The sequence below is a fragment of the Mycolicibacterium moriokaense genome, assembly GCF_010726085.1.
Classification (GTDB): domain Bacteria; phylum Actinomycetota; class Actinomycetes; order Mycobacteriales; family Mycobacteriaceae; genus Mycobacterium; species Mycobacterium moriokaense.
Map to the genome: position 1 here is coordinate 2,428,693 of NZ_AP022560.1, position 19,375 is coordinate 2,448,067.

General features: G+C 65.2%; 20 protein-coding genes. 11 read left to right on the forward strand and 9 right to left on the reverse strand.

Annotated elements, in window-relative coordinates; translation table 11 throughout:
* Positions 1 to 2: 2 nt before the first annotated feature.
* Positions 3 to 509 (reverse strand): UCP032817 domain-containing protein, encoded by a 507-nt coding sequence (locus tag G6N43_RS11965; RefSeq protein WP_083153277.1) that lies wholly within the window; start codon positions 507 to 509, stop codon positions 3 to 5.
* 119 nt (positions 510 to 628) lie between these two features.
* Between G6N43_RS11965 and G6N43_RS11970 the strand changes: the two genes are divergently transcribed.
* Positions 629 to 1,054 (forward strand): nuclear transport factor 2 family protein, encoded by a 426-nt coding sequence (locus G6N43_RS11970; RefSeq protein WP_083153279.1) that lies wholly within the window; start codon positions 629 to 631, stop codon positions 1,052 to 1,054.
* Positions 1,051 to 1,602, forward strand: coding sequence for a VOC family protein (locus G6N43_RS11975; protein ID WP_083153281.1), 552 nt, complete (start codon positions 1,051 to 1,053; stop codon positions 1,600 to 1,602). Before G6N43_RS11970 ends, G6N43_RS11975 begins: the two co-directional genes overlap by 4 nt.
* A gap of 5 nt (positions 1,603 to 1,607) precedes the next feature.
* On the opposite strand, the gene G6N43_RS11980 is transcribed toward G6N43_RS11975, so the two are convergent.
* The gene (locus G6N43_RS11980; protein WP_083153283.1) at positions 1,608 to 2,324 is read right to left on the reverse strand and encodes an enoyl-CoA hydratase/isomerase family protein; all 717 of its coding nucleotides are present in this window, start codon (positions 2,322 to 2,324) and stop codon (positions 1,608 to 1,610) included.
* A 139-nt stretch (positions 2,325 to 2,463) separates the two neighbouring features.
* On the opposite strand from G6N43_RS11980, the gene G6N43_RS11985 reads away from it, so the two are divergent.
* From G6N43_RS11985 to G6N43_RS12010, 6 genes are all read left to right on the forward strand, one after another.
* Complete coding sequence (locus G6N43_RS11985; protein ID WP_083153285.1) at positions 2,464 to 3,993, forward strand: AMP-binding protein; 1,530 nt, start codon at positions 2,464 to 2,466, stop codon at positions 3,991 to 3,993.
* Between the two features lie 103 nt (positions 3,994 to 4,096).
* Positions 4,097 to 5,287, forward strand: coding sequence for an amidohydrolase family protein (locus G6N43_RS11990; protein ID WP_083153287.1), 1,191 nt, complete (start codon positions 4,097 to 4,099; stop codon positions 5,285 to 5,287).
* Between the two features lie 32 nt (positions 5,288 to 5,319).
* The gene (locus G6N43_RS11995; protein ID WP_207569320.1) at positions 5,320 to 6,747 is read left to right on the forward strand and encodes a FadD3 family acyl-CoA ligase; all 1,428 of its coding nucleotides are present in this window, start codon (positions 5,320 to 5,322) and stop codon (positions 6,745 to 6,747) included.
* 144 nt (positions 6,748 to 6,891) lie between these two features.
* Positions 6,892 to 7,809, forward strand: coding sequence for an Rv1363c family protein (locus G6N43_RS12000; RefSeq protein WP_083153474.1), 918 nt, complete (start codon positions 6,892 to 6,894; stop codon positions 7,807 to 7,809).
* A complete protein-coding gene (locus tag G6N43_RS12005) occupies positions 7,806 to 8,486 on the forward strand; it encodes an Rv1363c family protein (RefSeq protein WP_110810438.1) in 681 nt (226 codons plus the stop codon). Before G6N43_RS12000 ends, G6N43_RS12005 begins: the two co-directional genes overlap by 4 nt.
* 9 nt (positions 8,487 to 8,495) lie before the next feature.
* The gene (locus G6N43_RS12010; protein ID WP_083153291.1) at positions 8,496 to 9,197 is read left to right on the forward strand and encodes an IspD/TarI family cytidylyltransferase; all 702 of its coding nucleotides are present in this window, start codon (positions 8,496 to 8,498) and stop codon (positions 9,195 to 9,197) included.
* On the opposite strand, the gene G6N43_RS12015 is transcribed toward G6N43_RS12010, so the two are convergent.
* Positions 9,160 to 9,900, reverse strand: a complete 741-nt coding sequence (locus G6N43_RS12015) for an IspD/TarI family cytidylyltransferase (RefSeq protein WP_179968000.1) — start codon at positions 9,898 to 9,900, stop codon at positions 9,160 to 9,162. The two genes, G6N43_RS12010 and G6N43_RS12015, sit on opposite strands and share 38 nt — an antisense overlap.
* A 47-nt stretch (positions 9,901 to 9,947) precedes the next feature.
* Positions 9,948 to 10,313 (reverse strand): PPOX class F420-dependent oxidoreductase, encoded by a 366-nt coding sequence (locus G6N43_RS12020; RefSeq protein WP_407664908.1) that lies wholly within the window; start codon positions 10,311 to 10,313, stop codon positions 9,948 to 9,950.
* A gap of 185 nt (positions 10,314 to 10,498) precedes the next feature.
* Here G6N43_RS12020 and G6N43_RS12025 point away from each other — a divergent pair, with 185 nt between their 5' ends.
* Positions 10,499 to 11,764, forward strand: coding sequence for a low temperature requirement protein A (locus G6N43_RS12025; RefSeq protein WP_083153295.1), 1,266 nt, complete (start codon positions 10,499 to 10,501; stop codon positions 11,762 to 11,764).
* On the opposite strand, the gene G6N43_RS12030 is transcribed toward G6N43_RS12025, so the two are convergent.
* Complete coding sequence (locus G6N43_RS12030; protein ID WP_083153297.1) at positions 11,761 to 13,032, reverse strand: MFS transporter; 1,272 nt, start codon at positions 13,030 to 13,032, stop codon at positions 11,761 to 11,763. The two genes, G6N43_RS12025 and G6N43_RS12030, sit on opposite strands and share 4 nt — an antisense overlap.
* Positions 13,033 to 13,374: 342 nt before the next feature.
* Between G6N43_RS12030 and G6N43_RS12035 the strand changes: the two genes are divergently transcribed.
* Positions 13,375 to 14,145 carry a MerR family transcriptional regulator gene (locus G6N43_RS12035; protein ID WP_083153299.1) on the forward strand — a complete coding sequence of 257 codons (771 nt, stop codon included), beginning with the start codon at positions 13,375 to 13,377 and terminating at the stop codon, positions 14,143 to 14,145.
* A 6-nt stretch (positions 14,146 to 14,151) separates the two neighbouring features.
* Here G6N43_RS12035 and G6N43_RS12040 read toward each other — a convergent pair whose 3' ends face one another.
* From G6N43_RS12040 to G6N43_RS12055, 4 genes are read right to left on the reverse strand one after another with little or no spacing between them, the layout of a single operon-like run.
* Entirely contained in the window at positions 14,152 to 14,952 is an 801-nt protein-coding gene (locus G6N43_RS12040; protein WP_083153301.1) for an ABC transporter permease, read from the reverse strand.
* Positions 14,952 to 15,803, reverse strand: a complete 852-nt coding sequence (locus tag G6N43_RS12045; protein ID WP_083153303.1) for an ABC transporter permease — start codon at positions 15,801 to 15,803, stop codon at positions 14,952 to 14,954. Before G6N43_RS12045 ends, G6N43_RS12040 begins: the two co-directional genes overlap by 1 nt.
* On the reverse strand, positions 15,803 to 16,996 hold the full coding sequence (locus G6N43_RS12050; RefSeq protein ID WP_083153305.1) for an ABC transporter substrate-binding protein: 1,194 nt from the start codon (positions 16,994 to 16,996) through the stop codon (positions 15,803 to 15,805). Before G6N43_RS12050 ends, G6N43_RS12045 begins: the two co-directional genes overlap by 1 nt.
* A gap of 3 nt (positions 16,997 to 16,999) precedes the next feature.
* Positions 17,000 to 18,085: an ABC transporter ATP-binding protein gene (locus G6N43_RS12055; RefSeq protein WP_083153307.1), complete on the reverse strand. Its 1,086-nt coding sequence runs from the start codon at positions 18,083 to 18,085 to the stop codon at positions 17,000 to 17,002.
* 182 nt (positions 18,086 to 18,267) lie between these two features.
* Between G6N43_RS12055 and G6N43_RS12060 the strand changes: the two genes are divergently transcribed.
* Positions 18,268 to 18,990: a DUF1906 domain-containing protein gene (locus G6N43_RS12060; protein WP_083153309.1), complete on the forward strand. Its 723-nt coding sequence runs from the start codon at positions 18,268 to 18,270 to the stop codon at positions 18,988 to 18,990.
* Positions 18,991 to 19,375 lie beyond the last annotated feature (385 nt).

The window sequence follows — 19,375 nt, forward strand, 5'->3', positions numbered from 1 at the left end:
CGTCAGCGTGCCCGCTCGTCCGCCATGACCCGCGCGATATCGGCCTCGATGGCCGCCACCCGGTCCAGGTCCAGACCCCACGGCGGTTCGACCCCGACGCGCCGGTCGAGGTCCCACAACACACATTGTTCGCCCGGCCGTGCGACCACCGACCACGCGATCACCGTCCTGCGCAGCTGCTCGTCCATCGAATCCGTGACCACACCCGCGGGTGCGCCACCCTCGGGGTGGTGGTGCAGGAACCGGCCATATGCCTTGTCGCAGAACGCGGCGTAGCGGGCGGTGCACAGGATCAGGCCGTGCCATGCCTCGTCGACGGCGTGCGACGGCATGCCGATCAGCTGGTTGTCGCGCAGCGCCGCGCCGCAACATCTCAGCCACTGTCGCAGCCCGGTGTCGATCAGTTCGCGTGGCTCCCACGGACACGTCTTGAACACGGCGGCCGGAAGTTCGAGTTCCGACACCGCGCCCAGCACCCGGTCGATCGGGTCACCGCGCCAGCGTCGCACGTCATCACCCTAGGCTGCGATAGCCGTTCACGAGGGCGATGATCACTGACTCCGTCATTGGCAACGATTCCCACCGGTTTCATAGTTGACTGGACTAACTTTTGGTTTAGCCTGCCGGTGTGGACGCCGACAAAGCGCAGATCGCAGAGGTTTTGACCCGTTACGCCACCGGAATCGACTTCAAGGACTGGGCGCTGCTGCGCACCTGCTGGACCGACGACGTCGACTGCGACTACGGCGAAGTGGGGCGGTATTCCGGCGTCGACGCCGTATCCGAGCTGATGGAACAACTTCACGCGTCGATGGGGCCGACCTATCACCGGCTGTCCAACTTCACGATCAATGTCGACGGCGATCGCGCCACGGCCAGGTCCTATGTCTTCGCCCACCTGCAGGCGGTGCGCGACGATCCCGCCAGTTGGGTTGAGGCCCTTGGCCATTACGACGACGAACTCGTCCGAACATCCGACGGCTGGCGAATCGCGAAGCGCACCACCCATATCGCGCGGGTGCAGTCCGGGGTCACGCCGGCGCCGCAGCGATGACGGAGGACTTCACACCCGACCGCCCCGCGACGACGCTGCCGGGCCCGATCCGCCAGATCGGATACATCGTCGACGATATCGACGCCGCGCTCGCTGCGTGGGTCGCGCTGGGCGTCGGTCCGTGGTTCGTCATGCGGGGCATTCCGATCCGTGCGACCTACCGCGGCGAGAAATGTGCGACCACGATCTCAATGGCGTTGGCCAACAGCGGGGAGATGCAGCTCGAGCTGATCCAGCAGGAGGACGACACCCCGAGCGTCTACACCGAGTTCCTCCAGGCCCACGGTCCCGGGTACCACCAATTGGCTTACTGGACCGAGGATTTCGACGCCACGATGGCCTCGATACGCGAAGCCGGCTGGCCGATCGTGTGGCTCGGCGACGAAGACGTCGGAACGCGGTTCGCCTACGTCGAGCCGCCGAACAGCCCGGCTCAGGTCATCGAAATCATGGAGAACAACGAAATCACCGCAGGCATGGGCAAATTCGTCCGCGACGCCGCCGTCGACTGGGACGGAAGGGACCCGATTCGCGTCCTCGGCGGGTAAGCGGCCTACTTGCCGCGCTTCATCACCTTGTCGGCGGCGGCCCAGTGTTCGTCGGAGACCCACAGGCGGGCAAAGGCAGCGACGGCCTCGGTGGTCGTCGCGCCCTTCATCACCCGCTTGATCTCACCTGCCGGACGGCTGGCCAGCGCACGGGCGAGGTCGCGCCAGCCGCTGTCGAATGACGCTCGCGGTATCACCTGCTGTACCAGTCCGATGCGTTCGGCCTCCGCGGCGTCGATGATGGTTCCGGTCCCTGCGAGCAGCAGGGCCTTGCTGTAGCCGACCAGAGCAACCAACCTTTCGGCTCCGCCCCACGCCGGCATGATTTCCAACGCCACCTGGTTGAAGCCGATCTTGATGTCGTCGGCCGCAACCCGGATGTCGGCCGAGACCGCGAACTCCGCGCCGCCACCGAGCGCGTGCCCGTTGAGCGCGGCGACCGTTGGTCCCGGAAAACCCGCGATCCGGTCGCAGATGGTCCGCATCCGGAATGCCATCACCGACGCTTCGAGTTCGGTGCGCAGCGCACTCAGTTCCTTGAGATCGCCGCCTGAGACGAAGGCGCGGTCGCCGGCACCGGTGATGACGAGCGCACGTGCGCCGTCGGCACCGTCGAGTGCCTTCTCCAGCTGGTCCATGGTCTCAAGGGAGATCGCGTTGCGCGCGTGCGGACGATCGACGGTGATGACCGCCAGTCCGTCGTTCACCTCGAGGTCGACCATCACACGTTCTCCGTCTTCGGTATTGGCATTCTCTCTAGCGGAGAATAGCATCGGACGGCGACGCGGAGGTGCAGCCGAATCCGCGATGAGGGGCACCTCCCGCTTGCGGGGGACCGCTTGCGCGAAGAGCAGAGGACTCATGCGAAACATCCCTGATGAGCTGACCAAACGGTATCGGGCGCAAGGGTGGTGGACTGAGGAAACGCTGGGGGATCTGGTGGCCGACGGCCTGGCCGCCAACCCTGCGACGGGCTTCTACGTGCACTCCGCGGTGCGGCCCTACTCCGGCACCTTCTGCGACGTCGAGATCGAGGCTCGCAGGCTCGCGGCGGGACTGCGTTCGCGTGGCGTCGGCGCGGGTGACGTCGTGGCCATCCAACTGCCCAACTGGAAGGAGGCCGCCGCGGCGTTCTGGGCTGCGACGTTCCTGGGCGCGGTCGTCGTACCGATCGTGCACTTCTACGGCCGCAAGGAACTCGCCCACATCATGGCGACGGCGCGCCCCAAGGTCTTCATCACCACCGCGGCGTTCGGCCGGATGACGTTCCAGCCCGACCTCTGTGCCGACGTGCCGATCGTCGCCTTGGTGGGGGACACCTACGACGACCTGCTCGCCGACAAGCCGATGACCGGAACCATCGCCGCCGACCCCGCGAGCCCCGCGCTGATCGCCTTCACCTCGGGTACCACCAGCAATCCCAAAGGCGTCATCCACAGCCACCAGACGCTGGTCTTCGAGACTCGTCAGCTGCTCGAGAACTACCCGCCTGACCGGGGTAGGCAGCTGACGGCCACTCCGGTCGGGCATTTCATCGGAATGCTCGGTGCGTTCCTCATCCCGGTGCTCGAAGGTGCGCCCATCGATCTGTGCGATGTGTGGGACCCGGGCCGGGTGCTCGAGCTGATCGAACGCGACGGATTGTCCATCGGTGGCGGGCCGCCGTACTTCGTGACCAGCGTGTTGGATCACCCCGACTGCACGCCGGAACACATCCGCCACTTCACCACGGTGGGACTGGGCGGCTCGACCGTCCCGGCCGCGGTGACCCGTCGGCTGGCCGATCTCGGAATGTTCGTCTTCCGCTCCTACGGCAGCACTGAACATCCGTCGATCACCGGATCGCGGCGCAACGCGCCGGAGGGCAAGCGGCTGTACACCGACGGCGATGTGCGGCCGGGGGTCGAGATCCGGCTGGGGCCCGACGGCGAGATCTTCAGCCGTGGTCCCGATCTGTGTCTCGGCTACACCGACGATGCGCTGACCGAGCAGGCGTTCGACGCCGACGGTTGGTACCGCACGGGTGACGTCGGCGTCCTCGACGACGAAGGCTATCTGACCATCACCGACCGCAAGGCCGACGTGATCATCCGTGGTGGCGAGAACATCAGCGCCCTCGAGGTCGAGGAGGTTCTGCTCGGGTTGCCAGCCGTAGTGGAGGCCGTGGTGGTCGCGGTGCCCGACAACCGTTTGGGCGAACGTGCGGCGGCGGTGCTGCGGCTGCGCGACGGCTACCGGCTGCCGACGCTCGACGAGGTGCGTCACCACTTCAAAGCCGAAGGGGTCGCGGTCCAGAAATGGCCGGAAGAGCTGCATGAGGTCGAGGACTTTCCGCGTACCGCGAGCGGCAAGGTGCAGAAGTTCCGGGTCCGCCAGGACCTGCGGGGGTGAATGGCTGGCCAGAGTGTGAGAACGTCATTACCACTCCGGCCCAAAACCTTGTTACGGTGGCATCAGGAGAATAAGATTCTCGTAGGAGGATAAGGAGTCTTTCATGGGTCAGCTTTCGCACCGGGTCGACATCCCATTTCCGTTGTTCGACGCCGACAACCATCTGTACGAGCCGCCGGAGGCGATGACGAAGCACCTCCCGAAGGAGTACAAGGACCTCGTTCAGTACGTCGAGATCAACGGCCGCACCAAGATCGCGCTGCGCGGGGTGATCAGCAACTACATCCCCAACCCCACGTTCAACGTGGTCGCCAGGCCGGGCGCCTGGGAGGAGTACTTCAAGTTCGGCAACCCGGAGGGCAAGAGCAAGCGCGAGCTGTTCGGTGAGCCGATGCGCGCCATTCCGGCGTTCTTCGAGCCCGGGCCGCGCCTCGAGAAGATGAACGAGCTGGGCATCGAGCGCACCCTGATGTTCCCGACGCTGGCCAGCCTCATCGAGGAGCGGCTGTCCGACGATCCGGTCGCCATCCACGTGCTGATCCATGCGCTCAACCAGTGGCTGGACGAGGTCTGGGGCTTCAACTACCAGAACCGCATTTTCACCACCCCGGTGATCACGCTGCCCATCGTCGAGAAGGCCATCGAGGAGCTGGAGTGGGCGGTCAAGCGTGGTGCGCGCGCCATCTTGATCCGGCCGGCTCCGGTGCCCGGATTCCGCGGCCCGCGTTCGTTCGCGCTGCCCGAGTTCGACCCGTTCTGGGAGCGCGTCGTGCATCACGACGTCTTCGTCGGCATGCACTCGTCTGACAGCGGCTACTCGCGCTACACCTCGGAGTGGGACGGCAAGGCGCAGGAGATGTTGCCCTTCCAGACCAACGCCATGTCGATCCTCAACGAGTGGCGCCCGATCCAGGATGCGGTGGCGTCGTGGGTGATTCACGGCGCGCTGTTCCGGCACCCGAAGCTGAAGGTCGGCATCGTCGAGGCCGGGTCGAAGTGGATGTTCCCGCTGCTGGACTCGATGGCCGAGGTCTACAAGAAGGCGCCGGAAGCCTTCCTGGGCAACCCGATCGAGGAGATCAAGAACCGCATCTATGTCAGCCCGTTCTACGAGGAGGGCATCGACGATCTGATCAACCTGGTCGGTGTCGACCAGGTGCTGTACGGCTCCGACTGGCCGCATCCTGAGGGGCTGGCCGAGCCGACGCACTACGTGACGGCGCTCGAGCACCTCTCGATGGAGGATCAGGCGAAGATCATGGGCGGCAACCTCGGCCGCCTCGTCACCGTGTGACAGGTACCCAATCCTGGGAGACCATCCCCGAGATGGTCTTGAGCGCGGCGGACCGCTTCGGCGACGCGGAAGCGGTCGTCGACGGTCCGCTGCGCCTCACCTTCACCGAGGTTGTCGCGCGGATTCGTTGCGCGGCAGGCGCTTTCGCGGAGTTCGGAATCGCCAAGGGCGATCGGGTGGCCGTCTGGGCGCCGAACTCCGCGGAATGGATCATCGCCGCCTTCGGGATCATGACGGCCGGTGGAGTGCTGGTCCCGGTGAACACACGGTTCAAGGCCGACGAGGCCGGCGACATCATCTCCCGCAGTGGCGCCAAGGCCGTGCTGATACAGCAGGGCTTCCTGGGTCAGGACTACGCCGCGCCCGACGGCGTCCCGGTGATCGATCTGAAGTCCGACTTCTTGTCCAGTGGTCCGCCCTTCGTGGCCGACGGCCTGCGGGGCACCGACGTCGCCGACATCATCTTCACCTCGGGCACGACGGGTAGGCCCAAGGGCGCCAAGATGAATCACCTCCAGACGCTGCGCGCCTACGAGGAGTGGGCGACCCTCGCGGATCTTCGGGAGGGTGACCGCTATCTGATGATCAACCCGTACTTCCACACCTTCGGGTTGAAGGCGGGCCTCGTCGCGTCGTTCCTGCGCGGTGCCGCGATGGTGCCGCTGGCGGTGTTTGATGTCGATAAGGTGGTGGAAATCGTTGAGGCCGAGCGCATCACGATGCTGCCGGGGCCGCCGACGCTGTATCACTCGCTGCTGACCATCGCCGACAAATCCAAACTGGCTTCCCTGCGCGCCGCGGTGACCGGTGCGGCAGACATCCCCGTGGAACTGATCCGACGGATTCGCGACGACCTTCCGTTCCAGTCGCTGATGACGGGCTACGGCCTCACCGAGGCGGGCAACGTCACGCTGTCTCGGCCCGGTGATTCGCCAGAGGACGTCGCGTGCACGGCGGGCCTGCCGTGCGAGGACGTCGAGGTCCGCATCGCCGATGACGGCGAGGTCCTGGTGCGCGGCTACAACGTCATGCAGGGATACCTCGACGACCCGGACGCGACGGCCGAGACCATCGATCCGGACGGCTGGCTGCACACCGGCGATCTGGGCACGCTCGACGAGACAGGACGACTGCGGATCGTCGGACGCAAGAAGGACATGTTCATCGTCGGCGGCTTCAACGCCTATCCCGCCGAGATCGAGGGTTTTCTCCTGGAGCATCCGGCCGTCGCGCAGGCTGCGGTCGTCGGCGTACCCGATGAGCGGATGGGGCAGGTCGGCAAGGCGTTCATCGTGACAAAGGAGGACGGCCCGGCGATCAGCGCCGACGAGCTGATCGAATGGAGCCGCGGACGAATGGCGGGATTCAAGGTGCCGCGGTATGTAGAGTTCCTCGACAAGCTGCCGTTGAACGCCACCGGCAAGGTGATGAAGGACGACTTGCTCAATCGACAGAGCTAAGCGTGCGCACAGCACGTAAATAGCATTTCCGCAGGAAGGACAGCATGGTCCGGGCCTGCGGCGGGAGGGTATCGTCGCCTCGATACGCAAAAATGGAAAATGGCATTCTCATGAGTAGTGCGCATAACGGACAAGGAGGTCGCCGTGCCGTCATTCAGGCGCCGCGCGTCAGCGACCGACACTGATCACGTCGAAGAACCGGCCGACAAGGTCGAGGACGAGGTGGACGAGATGGTGGAAGACACCGTGGAAGACACGGTGGATGACACGGCGGATGACTCCGAGGTCGACCCCCTGACGCTGGCCGAGCAGGCCGAGGCCGAGGCGGCTGAGGCCGAAGCGCGCGCCGCCGCGGCGCGTGCGAGGGCGCGGGCGATCCGGTTACGTCGCGAAGCGGAGGAAGCCAAGAAGGCCAGGGCAGAGAAGGCTGAGGCGGAGGCTGAATCGAAGACCGAGGCCGACACCGTTGTCGCAGAACCGGACAATGCGACGGAAGCCGACACCGATACGGCCGAGGACGACGTCAAGAAAGAGGACGGCGAAGAAGACGCCGCGCCGAAGCGACGTCGGTGGGGTCTCGTCCTCAAGATCGTGGCGATGACGCTGGCGATCCTCGGCACCGTCGCACTGCTGGCCGCCAGCGGCTACATGATCGTGCAGCACCGCAAAGAAGTCGACCTGCAAAAACTCAACGGGGAGTACCTCGCGGCGGGCCGGCAGAGCGTCGTCACTCTGATGTCGCTGGACTTCAACAAGGCGCAGGAAGACGTGGATCGCATCATCGCGAACTCCACCGGACAGTTCAAAACCGACTTCGAGAACCAGGCCGAGGATTTCGTCAAGGTGGCCCAGGAGTCGAAGGTGGTCACCGACGTCACCGTCACGGCGGCCGCCGTTGAGTCGATGACGCCCAATTCCGCCGTCGTACTCGTCGCGGCAACCTCCCGCGTCACCAACGCGGCAGGCGCCAAACAGGAACCACGCGCCTGGCGGCTGTCGGTCAACCTCGAACGGGTCGAGGACGGCCAGGTGAAGATGTCGAAAGTTGAGTTCGTACCGTGAGCACCGACGAAAAGACGGCGAAGACAGCCGCGCCCGAAGACGAGCCCACGTTCGACGAGAGCAGCGAAGCCGTCGAGCTCACTGAGGCCGGCGAAATCGCCGAGGACTCAAAGGCGGACGACTCCGAGGAGTCCAACGAGAAGGACAAGCCCGCCCGCCGCAAGATCGGTGACCGGCGATTGCTCCGCGCGACGCGCCGCAACCTCGGCGTCATCATTGTGGCGGCGGCACTCGTCATCTCGGCGGGACTGGCGACGGGTCTGTACTTCTTGCAATACAAACCCGACCAGGAGACCAATGCCGCTGCGGCGAACGTCGCACTGGAAGCAGCGAAGAACGGCACCGTCGCGCTGCTGTCGTACTCGCCGGACACGCTCGACCAGGACTTCGCCAACGCCAAGTCGAATCTGACCGGTGACTTCCTTTCGTATTACACGCAATTCACCGAGCAGATCGTCACCCCGGCTGCCAAGGAGAAGCAGGTCAAGACCGTCGCCGTGGTCGTCCGGGCGGGAGTGATCGAGATCCACCGCGACTCCGCAGTGGTGCTGGTGTTCATCAACCAGACGACCACCAGCAAGGAGAACCCGGATGGGGCGTTCGCCGCGAGCAGCGTCAAGGTCGGCTTGAAGAAGGTCGACGGCCGCTGGCTGATCTCCGCCTTCGACCCCGTATAGCGCGGGTCAGTGGAGCTCTCCGGCGTTGTGCCGCTGCCGATTTCGGTCGCGGACACCAGGGCGGCGTTTGCGCCACTGAATACCGCACCGCCGTTGGTCCGCGTCGTAGCGGCGCTGCTCGCAGCGGTTGCGGAGCCGAAGCGCGTCGTCGTTGCTGCCGCGGAGTCGCTGGTCGGAGATGTCCGCGACGCCCTCGCCTCCGACGGACTGGCGTCGGTGAGTGTCGTTGCCGTCGGCGGCGCGGCGACCCGAGCGGACTGCCTGCGCGCTGGTGCGGAATACCTGCGGGAGGCAGCGTTTTCGACGAGTCACGTTCTAGTCCATGACGTCTCGCGTCCTCTCGCGTCCGTCGAACTCGCCACACGCGTCTCGGCAGCCATGCGTGACGGCGGCACCGTCGTGATGCCGATCCTTGCGGTTACGGACAGCGTCAAGGCCGTCGATGCACGCGGTGCGATCACCGCCACCGTCGACCGATCGCAGCTACGCGCTGTGCAATTCCCGCGCGGCTACAGCCTCGCCGCGTTGAGCGAGATGCTCGCGCAGCACTCGTCGGGTGATTTCGACGAGGTCGCGGCCGCCATAGGTCTCGCCGGACCCGTCACCGTCGTCGAGGGCGAGCCCGATGCGTTTCGCACAGAGCTGCCCGGAGACGCCGAGTTCGTCGAGGCGATCATCGCGAGCAGGGCGCAGGACCCTCACGGCGCATGAGAAGTCGCTCGGCGACGGCGATGTCGGCGGCGTAGGTCACCTTCAGGTTGCGTAGTTCGCCACGGAACGTGCGCACTTCGACGTCGGTAAAGGCCTCGACACATGAGGACGTGTCGGTGCCCTCGAAGCCCTCGCGGGCCGCCGCCCGATAGGCGTCCAGCAGTGCCGCCGCGTGAAACGCTTGTGGGGTCTGGACGCGGACCAGCGCACCGGGTTCAGTCACCGGTTCGAGGTCATCGTCGGTGCGGGTCCGGAGCACATCGTCGAGGGGAATCGCCGGGATCGCACCGCCGGCGTCGCGGGCGAGGCTCAGGGCGGTGACGAACATGTCCGCTCCGGCGACCGGCCGCGCAGCATCGTGGATGACGACGACGTCGACGGCCCCGGTTTCGATGTCGTCGGCCAGATACTGCAGCACGTTGAATTCCGACCCGTGCCTGCTGTCGCCGCCCTCGACGAACTCGACTGTTGCCGAAGGCAATTCCCGCCGCAGCGCGTCCTGCGCCAGCGCGCGTTCACCGCGCCGGAACACCAGTACGATGCGGGCGATCTCGGGCACCTGGGTCAGCGTGTCGATCGACCAGGTCACCATCGAGCGGCCGCCGATCGGAAGATAGGCCTTGTTGCCGTCGGCGCCGACCCTGGTGCCCAGACCGGCGGCAAGCACGACGGCCACAGCGTTGGACACCTGCGGCGCGCTCATCGCTCACATCATGTCACTGGGCGTTCAGCGGGGCACCGTGCGTTCGGTCAATTCGCCAGGTCGAAGGCGCTGCGCACCTTGGTCGGCGTGATTCGCACGACCAGTTCGCCAGGCACTCCGTTCCGGCGTCCGTATTCCACAGCCCGGTCCGCACCCATGTACCGGCCGCCGGCGCGGGTGGCTATGTCGAGCACCTCCTGGGGATCTTCGCTGACCGAAGCGACGCCCTGGATCTGGACGAAGGAATAGGGAGGGTGTGGATCGTCGACGCACATCACGACACGTGGATCCCGGACGAGCGCCCTGCCTTTGGCGGTGCCCTTACCCGTGTTGAACGCCAGTTGCCCGTTGTCCACGACGAACCACACGGGAGCCACCAGCGGACGGCCGTCGGACGCCAGATAGCCCAGCATCCCGGTGCGGGTTCCTTCGGACAGGAAAGCGATGACGTCGTCGGAAAGTTCGGTCACGGCTCCAACGTAGGACGCAGGCAGGACGGCGTCGACCGTCAGTCATCTGCGTGACGGTCGTACCCGCGGCCGCTGTGAACACCTGCGTAGTGCGATCCCCCAGTCGGGTGGTGGGGTGGAATGTAGATATGAGCGACTCGCAGGAGCCACCGATCACGATTCAGCACCCGGTTCGCCGGATGACGGGCCGTGATCCCGACGAACCGCACCGGGTGGCGACGCCGCTGGAGCTGCTGTTCGACCTGACGTTCGTCATCGCGTTCGGTATCGCCGCCAACGAGTTCGCGCACCAACTGGCCGAGAACCATGTCGGCGCCGGTTTACTCGCTTTCACACTCGCAGCCTTCGCGGTGTGCTGGGCGTGGATCAACTTCAGCTGGTTCGCGTCGGCGTATGACACCGACGATTGGGTGTACCGGCTGATGACGATGCTGCAGATGGTCGGCGTCATCATCATGGCACTGGGCTTTCCGCCGATGTTCGCCTCCGTCGAACAGGGTGGGCACGTCGACAGCCGGGTGATGGTGGCCGGATACGTCATCATGCGAATTGCGTTGGTGGCGCAGTGGTTACGTGCCGCCGCGCAGGATCCCGCGCGACGCGCGGCATGTCTGACCTATGCGCTGTGGGTCAGCGTCGCACAGGTCGGCTGGATCGCAGGAGCCATGGTGCACAAATCGATTCCGGTGACGTTCGCGATGGTCGCAGTGCTGATCGGGATCGAGACCCTGGGACCGATCATCGCCGAGTACCGCGCCGGTGGCACCCCGTGGCATGCACACCACATCGCCGAACGCTACGGCCTACTGGCCATCATCGCTCTCGGCGAAGGGGTGGTCGGCACCGTCGCATCCCTGTCGGCGGTGGTCAGCGAACAGGGCTGGTCGTTCGATTGCGCGTTCGTGGTGGTGGCAGGCATCGGGTTGACGTTTGGCATGTGGTGGTCGTATTTCGTGGTCCCGCAGGCGGAACTGCTGCGTGCCCATCGCGAGCGATCGTTCTGGTTCGGCTACGTGCCGATCGTGATGTACGGCGCGATTGTGGCGACCGGTGCCGGGCTGCACGTCGCCGGCTACTACATCGAGCATCACTCCAAGCTGAGTTCCGTGGAGACCGTCTTGGCGGTGGCGCTGCCGGTCGGGTTGTACATCGTTTCGATCTACGCCCTGTACTTCGTGATCGTGCGGAAGGTCGCGCTGTTTCACGTTGTGCTTCTCGTCCTCAGCGCGGTGGTTCTGGCCGTCGCCGTCTGGTTGGCCGAGGCGGGTTTCTCGATGGCCAACTGCCTGCTCGTCGTGACCCTGGCACCCTTGGTGACCGTCGTGGGCTACGAAGTGGCGGGCCATCGGCACGCCGCCGCGGACATCCTCGAGGCGCTCGGGGGCGGTCGCTAGCGAGCTTGCGCGGGGCTCGGCCCGAAACTCTCGATCAGCAGCTCTTTCTCGGCCCTCATCGCGGCGCGCGCCTTGCGGCGGGTGATGAGGATGCCGACCACGGCAACGGTCCAGACGACGTATTGAACTGTCCATGCCACGCGGAACGCCTCGAACGAGATCCCACCCACCGCGTCGAGGATGACGCCCATGAACTGCATGACGAGCAGCGAGGCGATGAAGCCGCCCATGTTGACCATGCCCGAGGCGGTGCCCAGCGTCGCGCGTGGGTTGAAGGTCCGCGCGAAGTCGAAGCCGACCATCGAGCCGGGACCGCCCACCGAAATCACCAGAATCAGGACGACCAGGAGCCACAGCGGTGCGGGACCAGGCAGCGCCAGGACCACAGTCCAGATGACGGCGTTGCTGGCGATGATGCAGAGCACCAACCGCGACCTGCGGTGCGGTACGCGGCCGGTGAAGATTCCGATCACGATTCCCGCGGTGATGGCGGCGACGACCGAGAGCGTCAGCAGAGTTCCTGCGGCGGTGGCGGAAAGCCCCTGGGCCACCGTCAGATACGGAACACCCCACATCAGACAGAAAGCCGTCACCGAGAACTGGGTGCCCATGTGTGTGAAGAACCCCAGGCGGGTTCCTGGCCGCAACCAGACCGTCTTGATGCTGGCCAGAACCTTGCGCACCGATGTGGCCTCGTGCTCGACGACGCGGCCCGCGGGCGTGTCGTGGACCAGAAGCAGCGTGAGGACGATGGACAGCAGTCCCACCGCGGCCACCGACACATACGCGGTCGTCCACCCTGCACCGGCGAGCAAGGCGAAGAACGGGATGGCCGACAACACCTGGCCGAGCTGGCCACAGATGCCGGTGAGCTGCGTGACCAGCGGCACCTGCCGAGGCTTGAACCAGTGCGGAACGAGGCGCAGGACGGAAATGAAGGTGAAGGCGTCGCCAAGACCGACCACTGCACGCGCGCCGATGGCCGTCGGCAGGGATTCGGTGAACGCCAGCACGAACTGACCCGAGGCCATCAACGAGGCACCCGCGACGATCAGTGCCTTGGAGCCGAACCGATCGAGCAGGAGGCCGGCCGGAACTTGAGCGCCGGCGTACACGATGACCTGGAGGACGACGAACGCGGACAGCACGGTCGGGCCTGCGCCGAAGCGGTCGGCCGCGTCAAGTCCGGAGACGCCCAGTGTCGTGCGGTCGAGGACGGCGACGATGTAGGCCAGGAGTCCGGTGGTCCACACGATCCACGGACGCACTCCGAACCTCTGACTTCCCGATCTGGCTTGATCTGTCTGATTTGTCTCAAATGACCGACAAATTCATCGTCCCGCAACGACGGTCTGGAATGCCAATCGTTTTGTCGTGAGGTCGCTCGCCTATGACAAGCGAGTTGGCTAGAACTTAACGATACCGTCGGTCTCGGAGTTACCATGCCGTCAAAATTTGCTGATGGTGGCACATGAGTCGATTAGCTGCAATCCGAGAACCCTAGGTATGGGGTCTTCGCTCAGGTGTTGAACGTCACGCTAAAATAGGGGGCATGAGCCGTCGCGGCCATCAGCGCGCCCGCGCCCCGATGCAGATCGGGGTGCGCTGCGTTGGCTGAGTACCGCCTTGACGAACTCGCGAAGATCTCTGGTGTCAGTGCCCGCAATATCCGCGCCTACCGTGAACGAGGGTTGCTGGACCCTCCGCGCCGGGTCGGCCGTGCCGCGCTCTACGACGACTACCACTTCTCCCAGCTACGCACCATCACGCAGCTGCTGCAGCGGGGCTTCAACTCGGCCCACATTGCCGAGTTCTTCGCGAGCATGCGTCAAGGCGCCGACTTGGCCGACATCCTGGGGATCCAGCGTGCGCTCCTCGGGCCGCGGGCAGACGGTTATCCCGGGGGCGTGCCGGTCCAGGCGAGTCCGGGGGACGGAGAGACGTCGGCCGGGCTGCCCGTCATCCACATCGATCCGGCGGGCAGTGAGGCGGGTCGGCTGATCGACGCCAGACTCGCCGAGATGCGGAATGGCCGCGTTGTCTGTCTGGATCCGAAAATCGCCGAGGTTCTAGGGCGGACCACGGATCACCTGCCGTACGTCCGCGCCCTGTTACAGATCTACGACTCGACCCGCAACGCCATCAATGATTTGGCGGTCGCTTACCTGCGGGCACTGGAGCGGTACATCGAAGCGAAGTTCGGCGATGACCACGTGCTGCGGGACGGCGAGGTCGACGAATTGGGCCGGGCTTCCCAGGATTACCGCGATCTGTGGGACCGCGTCGTGTCGGATCGGCTGAGCGAATCACTGCAGCGGCAGGAGTCGACGGCGGTGTCGCGCTACACCACCGGGATTCTGAGCGAAGCCGGGCGACAGTAAGGCCGGCTACACCCTGGTGCCTGCGGGGTCACCGCCGATGCGTTGAGCCAGCCACACCGGAATGATCGCGACGACGGTCAGCGCAGCGGCGACCACATTGATCACGGGTGCCTGGTTGGGGCGGAACAGGTTTCCGAAAATCCAGATCGGCAGCGTCTGCACCGTTGGTCCCGCAGTGAACGTGGTGACGACGATCTCGTCGAAGGACAACGCGAAGGCCAACACCGCACCCGCGACCAGCGAGCCCCGCAGCATCGGGAAGGTCACGTAGCGAAACGTCTGCCACGGCGACGCGCCGAGGTCGGCCGACGCGTCCTCCAGATGCCCGCCCATGCGGCGCAGTCGTGCCTGCGTGTTGTTGAAGACGATGACGATGCAGAAGGTGGCGTGTCCGACGATGACGGTGGCCAGGCCGAGACCCACACCCAACGCGGAGGTGAACGTCGCGTTCAAAGCGATACCGGTGACGATGCCGGGCAGCGTAATCGGCAGTACCACCAGAAAACTCACCACGTGCTTGCCGAAGAAGTCGTAACGCTGGACGGCGACGGCGGCCATCGTGCCCAGCACCAGCGCGATCGCCGTGGCGCCCAGGCCGACCACCGCCGAATTCGCCAGCGACTTCCACATGCCATGGCTGTTCCAGGCGTCCGACCACCAGTGCAGGGTGAAACCGGTAGGCGGGAAGGCGAAAGTGCGCGAACTGTTGAACGCGTTGATCACCACGAGAAGCAGTGGTATGTAGAGAAACAGCAGCACCAGCAGTACCCATCCCACGACCAGACGGCGGGCTGTGGTCGACAGCATCAGACGTTCTCCAGTGCGCCGGTGCGCCGCATCGCGAGCAGGTAGGCCACGATCGCCAGCAGCGGGATGATCGACAGCGCCGCCGCCAGCGGCTGGTTGTTGGCGGTGACGAGCTGGCCATAGATGATGTTGCCGAGCAGTTGGGTCTTGCCGCCGACGATCGTCACCGCGATGTAGTCGCCGAGCGACAGCGAAAAGGTGAAGATCGAGCCCGCGGCGATACCGGGGAACACCAACGGCGCCACCACCATTCGGAGCGTGGCCGCGTCGGAGGCGCCGAGATCGGAGCTCGCGTCGATCAGCGAGTCCGGCACGCGGGAGAACGCTGCGAACACCGGGATGACCATGTATGGCAGCCAGAGGTAGGTGAGGGTCACGATGGTGGCGACCAGCCCGTAGCCGGGCGTGTAGTCCATCGCCCACGAGAGCGGCCCTTCCGGAGACAGCAGCATCCGCCACGCATACGCCTTCACCAGGTAACTGGCCCACAGCGGTGTCGTCACCGCCACCACGAGCGCCAAACGCACTCGCGGCGAAGCGATCTTGGCCATGTAGAACGCCAGCGGCACGGCGAGCACCGCGCAGAGCACTGTGACGGTCAACGCCACCGACACGGTCCGCACCGTCGCCGTCCGGAAGATGTCATCGGTCAACACCCGCGCGACGTTGTCGAACGTGAACGAGCGCACCACGGCGCCGGTGAAGGAGTTGGTACTCCAGAAGGCCGAAACCAAAAGCACCGCAAGGGAGCCGAGATACGCGACGATCAGCCAGGTCAACGGCGGCGTGAGCAGGAGCGCGAGGCTGATGCGCCGCCGCACCGATACCGACTGGGCGACCCCGCGCGGCATCACCCCTTGATTTGCTGCCACTTGTCGACCCACTCGTTGTAGGCCGTGCAGTTGTCGCCGCTGCCGTCGACGCAGTTCTTCTGCGGAGTGGTCCAGTAGTGGATCTTCGAGGCGAAGGTTTCGTCGGTGGCGTGGTAGATCTCGCAGAAGTCCGCCTGGGAGGTGTGCTCACACGCCTCGGTGTTGGCGGGCGCCTCGCCGAAGAACTCGGCAACCTCGGCGTTGACCTCCGGCGAGGTGATCCAGTTCATCCACTTGTACATGCAGTTGGGGTGGGCGGCTTTCGCCGAGAGCATCCACGTGTCCGACCACCCGGTCGAACCCTCCTTGGGCAGAACCGTGTTGACCTGCACCCGATTTCCCGCGCCGATGGTGTTCGCGATGACCTGCCACGTCGTCCCTATGACCGAGGTGCCGGATTCGAACGCCTGCACCTCCTTGGTGTAATCCGACCAGTACTCACCGATGTTCTCCCGCTGCTTCATGAGCAGTTCGGTTGCGGCGTCGAGTTGTTCGGGCGTCAGCGAATACGGGTCCTTGATACCGAGCTCGGGCTTGGTCTTGGACAGATACAGCGCCGCGTCAGCGATGTAGATGGGGGAGTCGTACGCGGTGACCTTTCCCTTGTACTTGCCCGCGTCGTCGAACACGGCCGACCACGAGTTCGGCGCATCGCGAACGACATCGATGTTGTACATCAGCAGGTTGGCTCCCCAGCCGTGCGGGATCCCGTACATCTGGCCGTCGACGGAATTCCACGGCTTGTCTTTGAGGAACGACGAAATCGAGGCGTAGTTCGGGACGAGATCGGTGTTGACCGGCGCCACGTCACCGGCATAGATCAGACGAAGCGTCGCGTCACCGGACGCCGAAACACCGTCGTACTGACCGCTGCGCATCAGCGCGACCATCTCGTCGGAGGTGTTGCCGATCTTCACGTTGGTCTGGCAACCGGTCTCCTGCTCGAACGGCGTCACCCAGTCAGCCGTGCTGTCGTTTGAGCCGTCCTCGGCGTAGCCCGCCCACGCGATGAGGTTCAGCTCGCCCTCGCCGTCACCGAGGGCCGCCAGCGGCTCCAACTTCGGCGGTTTCTCGCCGGTGCTGGCTTGTTCGGAACTGCAGGCGGTGCTGCCGGCCAGCACGAGTAGGGCACACGCGGTGAACACCAGGGCGGCCCGTGACTTCGACGGCATTCGTCACTCCTCTTTCGTCAGGCTGTGCACGGCTTTGTCCGGCCATGCCAACGTTATTGCGCTGCCGTGCTGCAGGTCTGGAGGTAGCCAAGTACTAGCCGTGAGAACCGTGGCGGTCAAGGTGACGCCGACCTGCGTGTGCGCGGTGATCCGGGTGGTGGGGCCGGCGTAGATGAGCTCCGACACCGTCGCGGGGACCGTCCGCACGCCGGGCACCGAGTCGGTGCCCGCCGCGAACACGCCGATGCGCTCGGGTCGGACCACGAACATCCCCGGGCGTCCCACGAGCGCCTCGGCCGCGGCGCCGTCGAGCACATTCGAGGTGCCGACGAAATCCGCCACGAATCGGTTCACCGGGTTCTCGTACACGTCGCGCGCTGCGCCGATCTGCTCGATGCGTCCGTGATTGAACACCGCCAGCCGGTCACAGACGCTCAGTGCCTCGTCCTGATCGTGGGTGACGATCACGAACGTGATGCCGACTTCGCGCTGGATCGCCTTGAGCTCGACCTGCATCTGCTCGCGGAGCTTGAGGTCCAACGCCCCGAGGGGCTCGTCGAGCAGCAGCACCCGTGGGCGCCCGACAAGCGCCCGGGCCAGGGCGACGCGCTGTTGCTGTCCGCCCGACAGCTGTGCCGGGCGCCGAGGCGCGTGCTCGGTCAGCCGGACCATGTCGAGTGCGTCGGCGGTGCGCCGCCTGCGCTCGGCCTTGGGCACACCCCGCACTTTCAAGCCGTATTCGACGTTCTGCGCGACGGTCATGTGCGGGAACAGCGCGTATTCCTGGAACACGGTGTTGACGTCGCGGTGTCGCGCGGGCAGCCCCGTGACGTCGACGCCGCCGAGCTTGATCACGCCCGAGGTGGGCTGCTCGAATCCCGCGATCATGCGCAGGACCGTGGTCTTCCCCGAACCGGACGGGCCAAGGATCGCGAACAGCTCGCCGTCACCGACAGTGAGGTCGGCACCGTCGACAGCCACGACCCCGGTGCCGAACTCCTTGCGAACACCGATCAGCTCAACCTGCGGATTTCGAACCACGAACGGCACATTCACAGCGGATTCTGCGCCGATTGTCTCCGAAGGCATGGCTAATCGTATGGATGCGCACGCTCGGACCGCCACTTCAACGACGAAATTTCCCGCGGTCGGAGTTCGCTCGGCTACCACACCGGGTCGGTGCGCCCTGCTGTCACGCTCCGTAATCTTGATACAGCTGTGACCAGTGGCGCTGGGGTGAAATGTGATGCAACTGTCGTACTCTGTGGCACGTGTCAATTTCCCGGCGCGACGTGCTGAAAGGTGCGGCGGCGGTGCCTGCCGCGCTCGCGGTCGGTGCCGGCCTGCAAGCGCTGACGTCAGCAACCGCCTCGGCGGCACCGCTGGGCATCCTGCTCGATTACGCCGCCGGGGTCATCCGTGCCAGCGACATCCGCGCCGCGGGCGCTCTGGGTGCCATTCGGTACGTCTCGGACCGCCGACCGGGCGGCCAATGGATGCTGGGAAAGCCGATCCAGCTGCCCGAGGCACGTGATCTCTACCAGAGCGGGCTCAAGATCGTGTCCTGCTATCAGTACGGCAAGCAGGACACCGCTGACTGGCTCGGCGGGCAGAATGCCGGTGTGGCGCATGCCAAGCGGGGATGGGAGTTACACGTCGCCGCCGGCGGTTCCTACGGGGCGCCGATCTACGCGTCCATCGACGACGATCCGACATACGAGCAGTACAAGCAGCAGGTCGCGCCCTACCTGCGCGGCTGGGAGGCGGTGCTGGGCCACCAGCGCACCGGCGTCTACGCCAACTCCAAGACCATCGAGTGGGCGCTGCAGGACGGGTTGGGCTCCTATTTCTGGCAGCACAACTGGGGCTCGCCGGGCAAGATCGCCCATCCGGCCGCGCATCTGCATCAGGTGGAAATAGACAAGCGATCGGTCGGGGGAGTCGGCGTCGACATCAACCACATTCTGAAGCCCCAATTCGGGCAGTGGGACTGAAAACATTACCGACGAGTAAGTAACGCCAGCAAACTTTCTGGCGTCGCCGGCGCCGTCGGTGAGACAAATCTGGTCCGTTTGTCGCCTCTGCGCGCCGCGGCGACGCCCGCCGAAAGCGCCGAGAATTTTATGTAACGATTCGATAACAGTACTGCTTTGATCTGCGCAGTTGCACTTACTCGACCGTAACCACCCGCATGCAGGACGTTTGTCCCGGAAGGGCTCCGCGCGCCTGAGGGCCCGTGTTACCCAACTGGCTGTTACCCATGCGTAGAACTCGCTAGTAACCATTTTGGGGACGAAAATGGGGTCGTCTCTTATGACACTCTTAGTACGGCTGGAATGTCCGCTGGAACGGACGAACGAGTCGGATTCGACGCTGAAT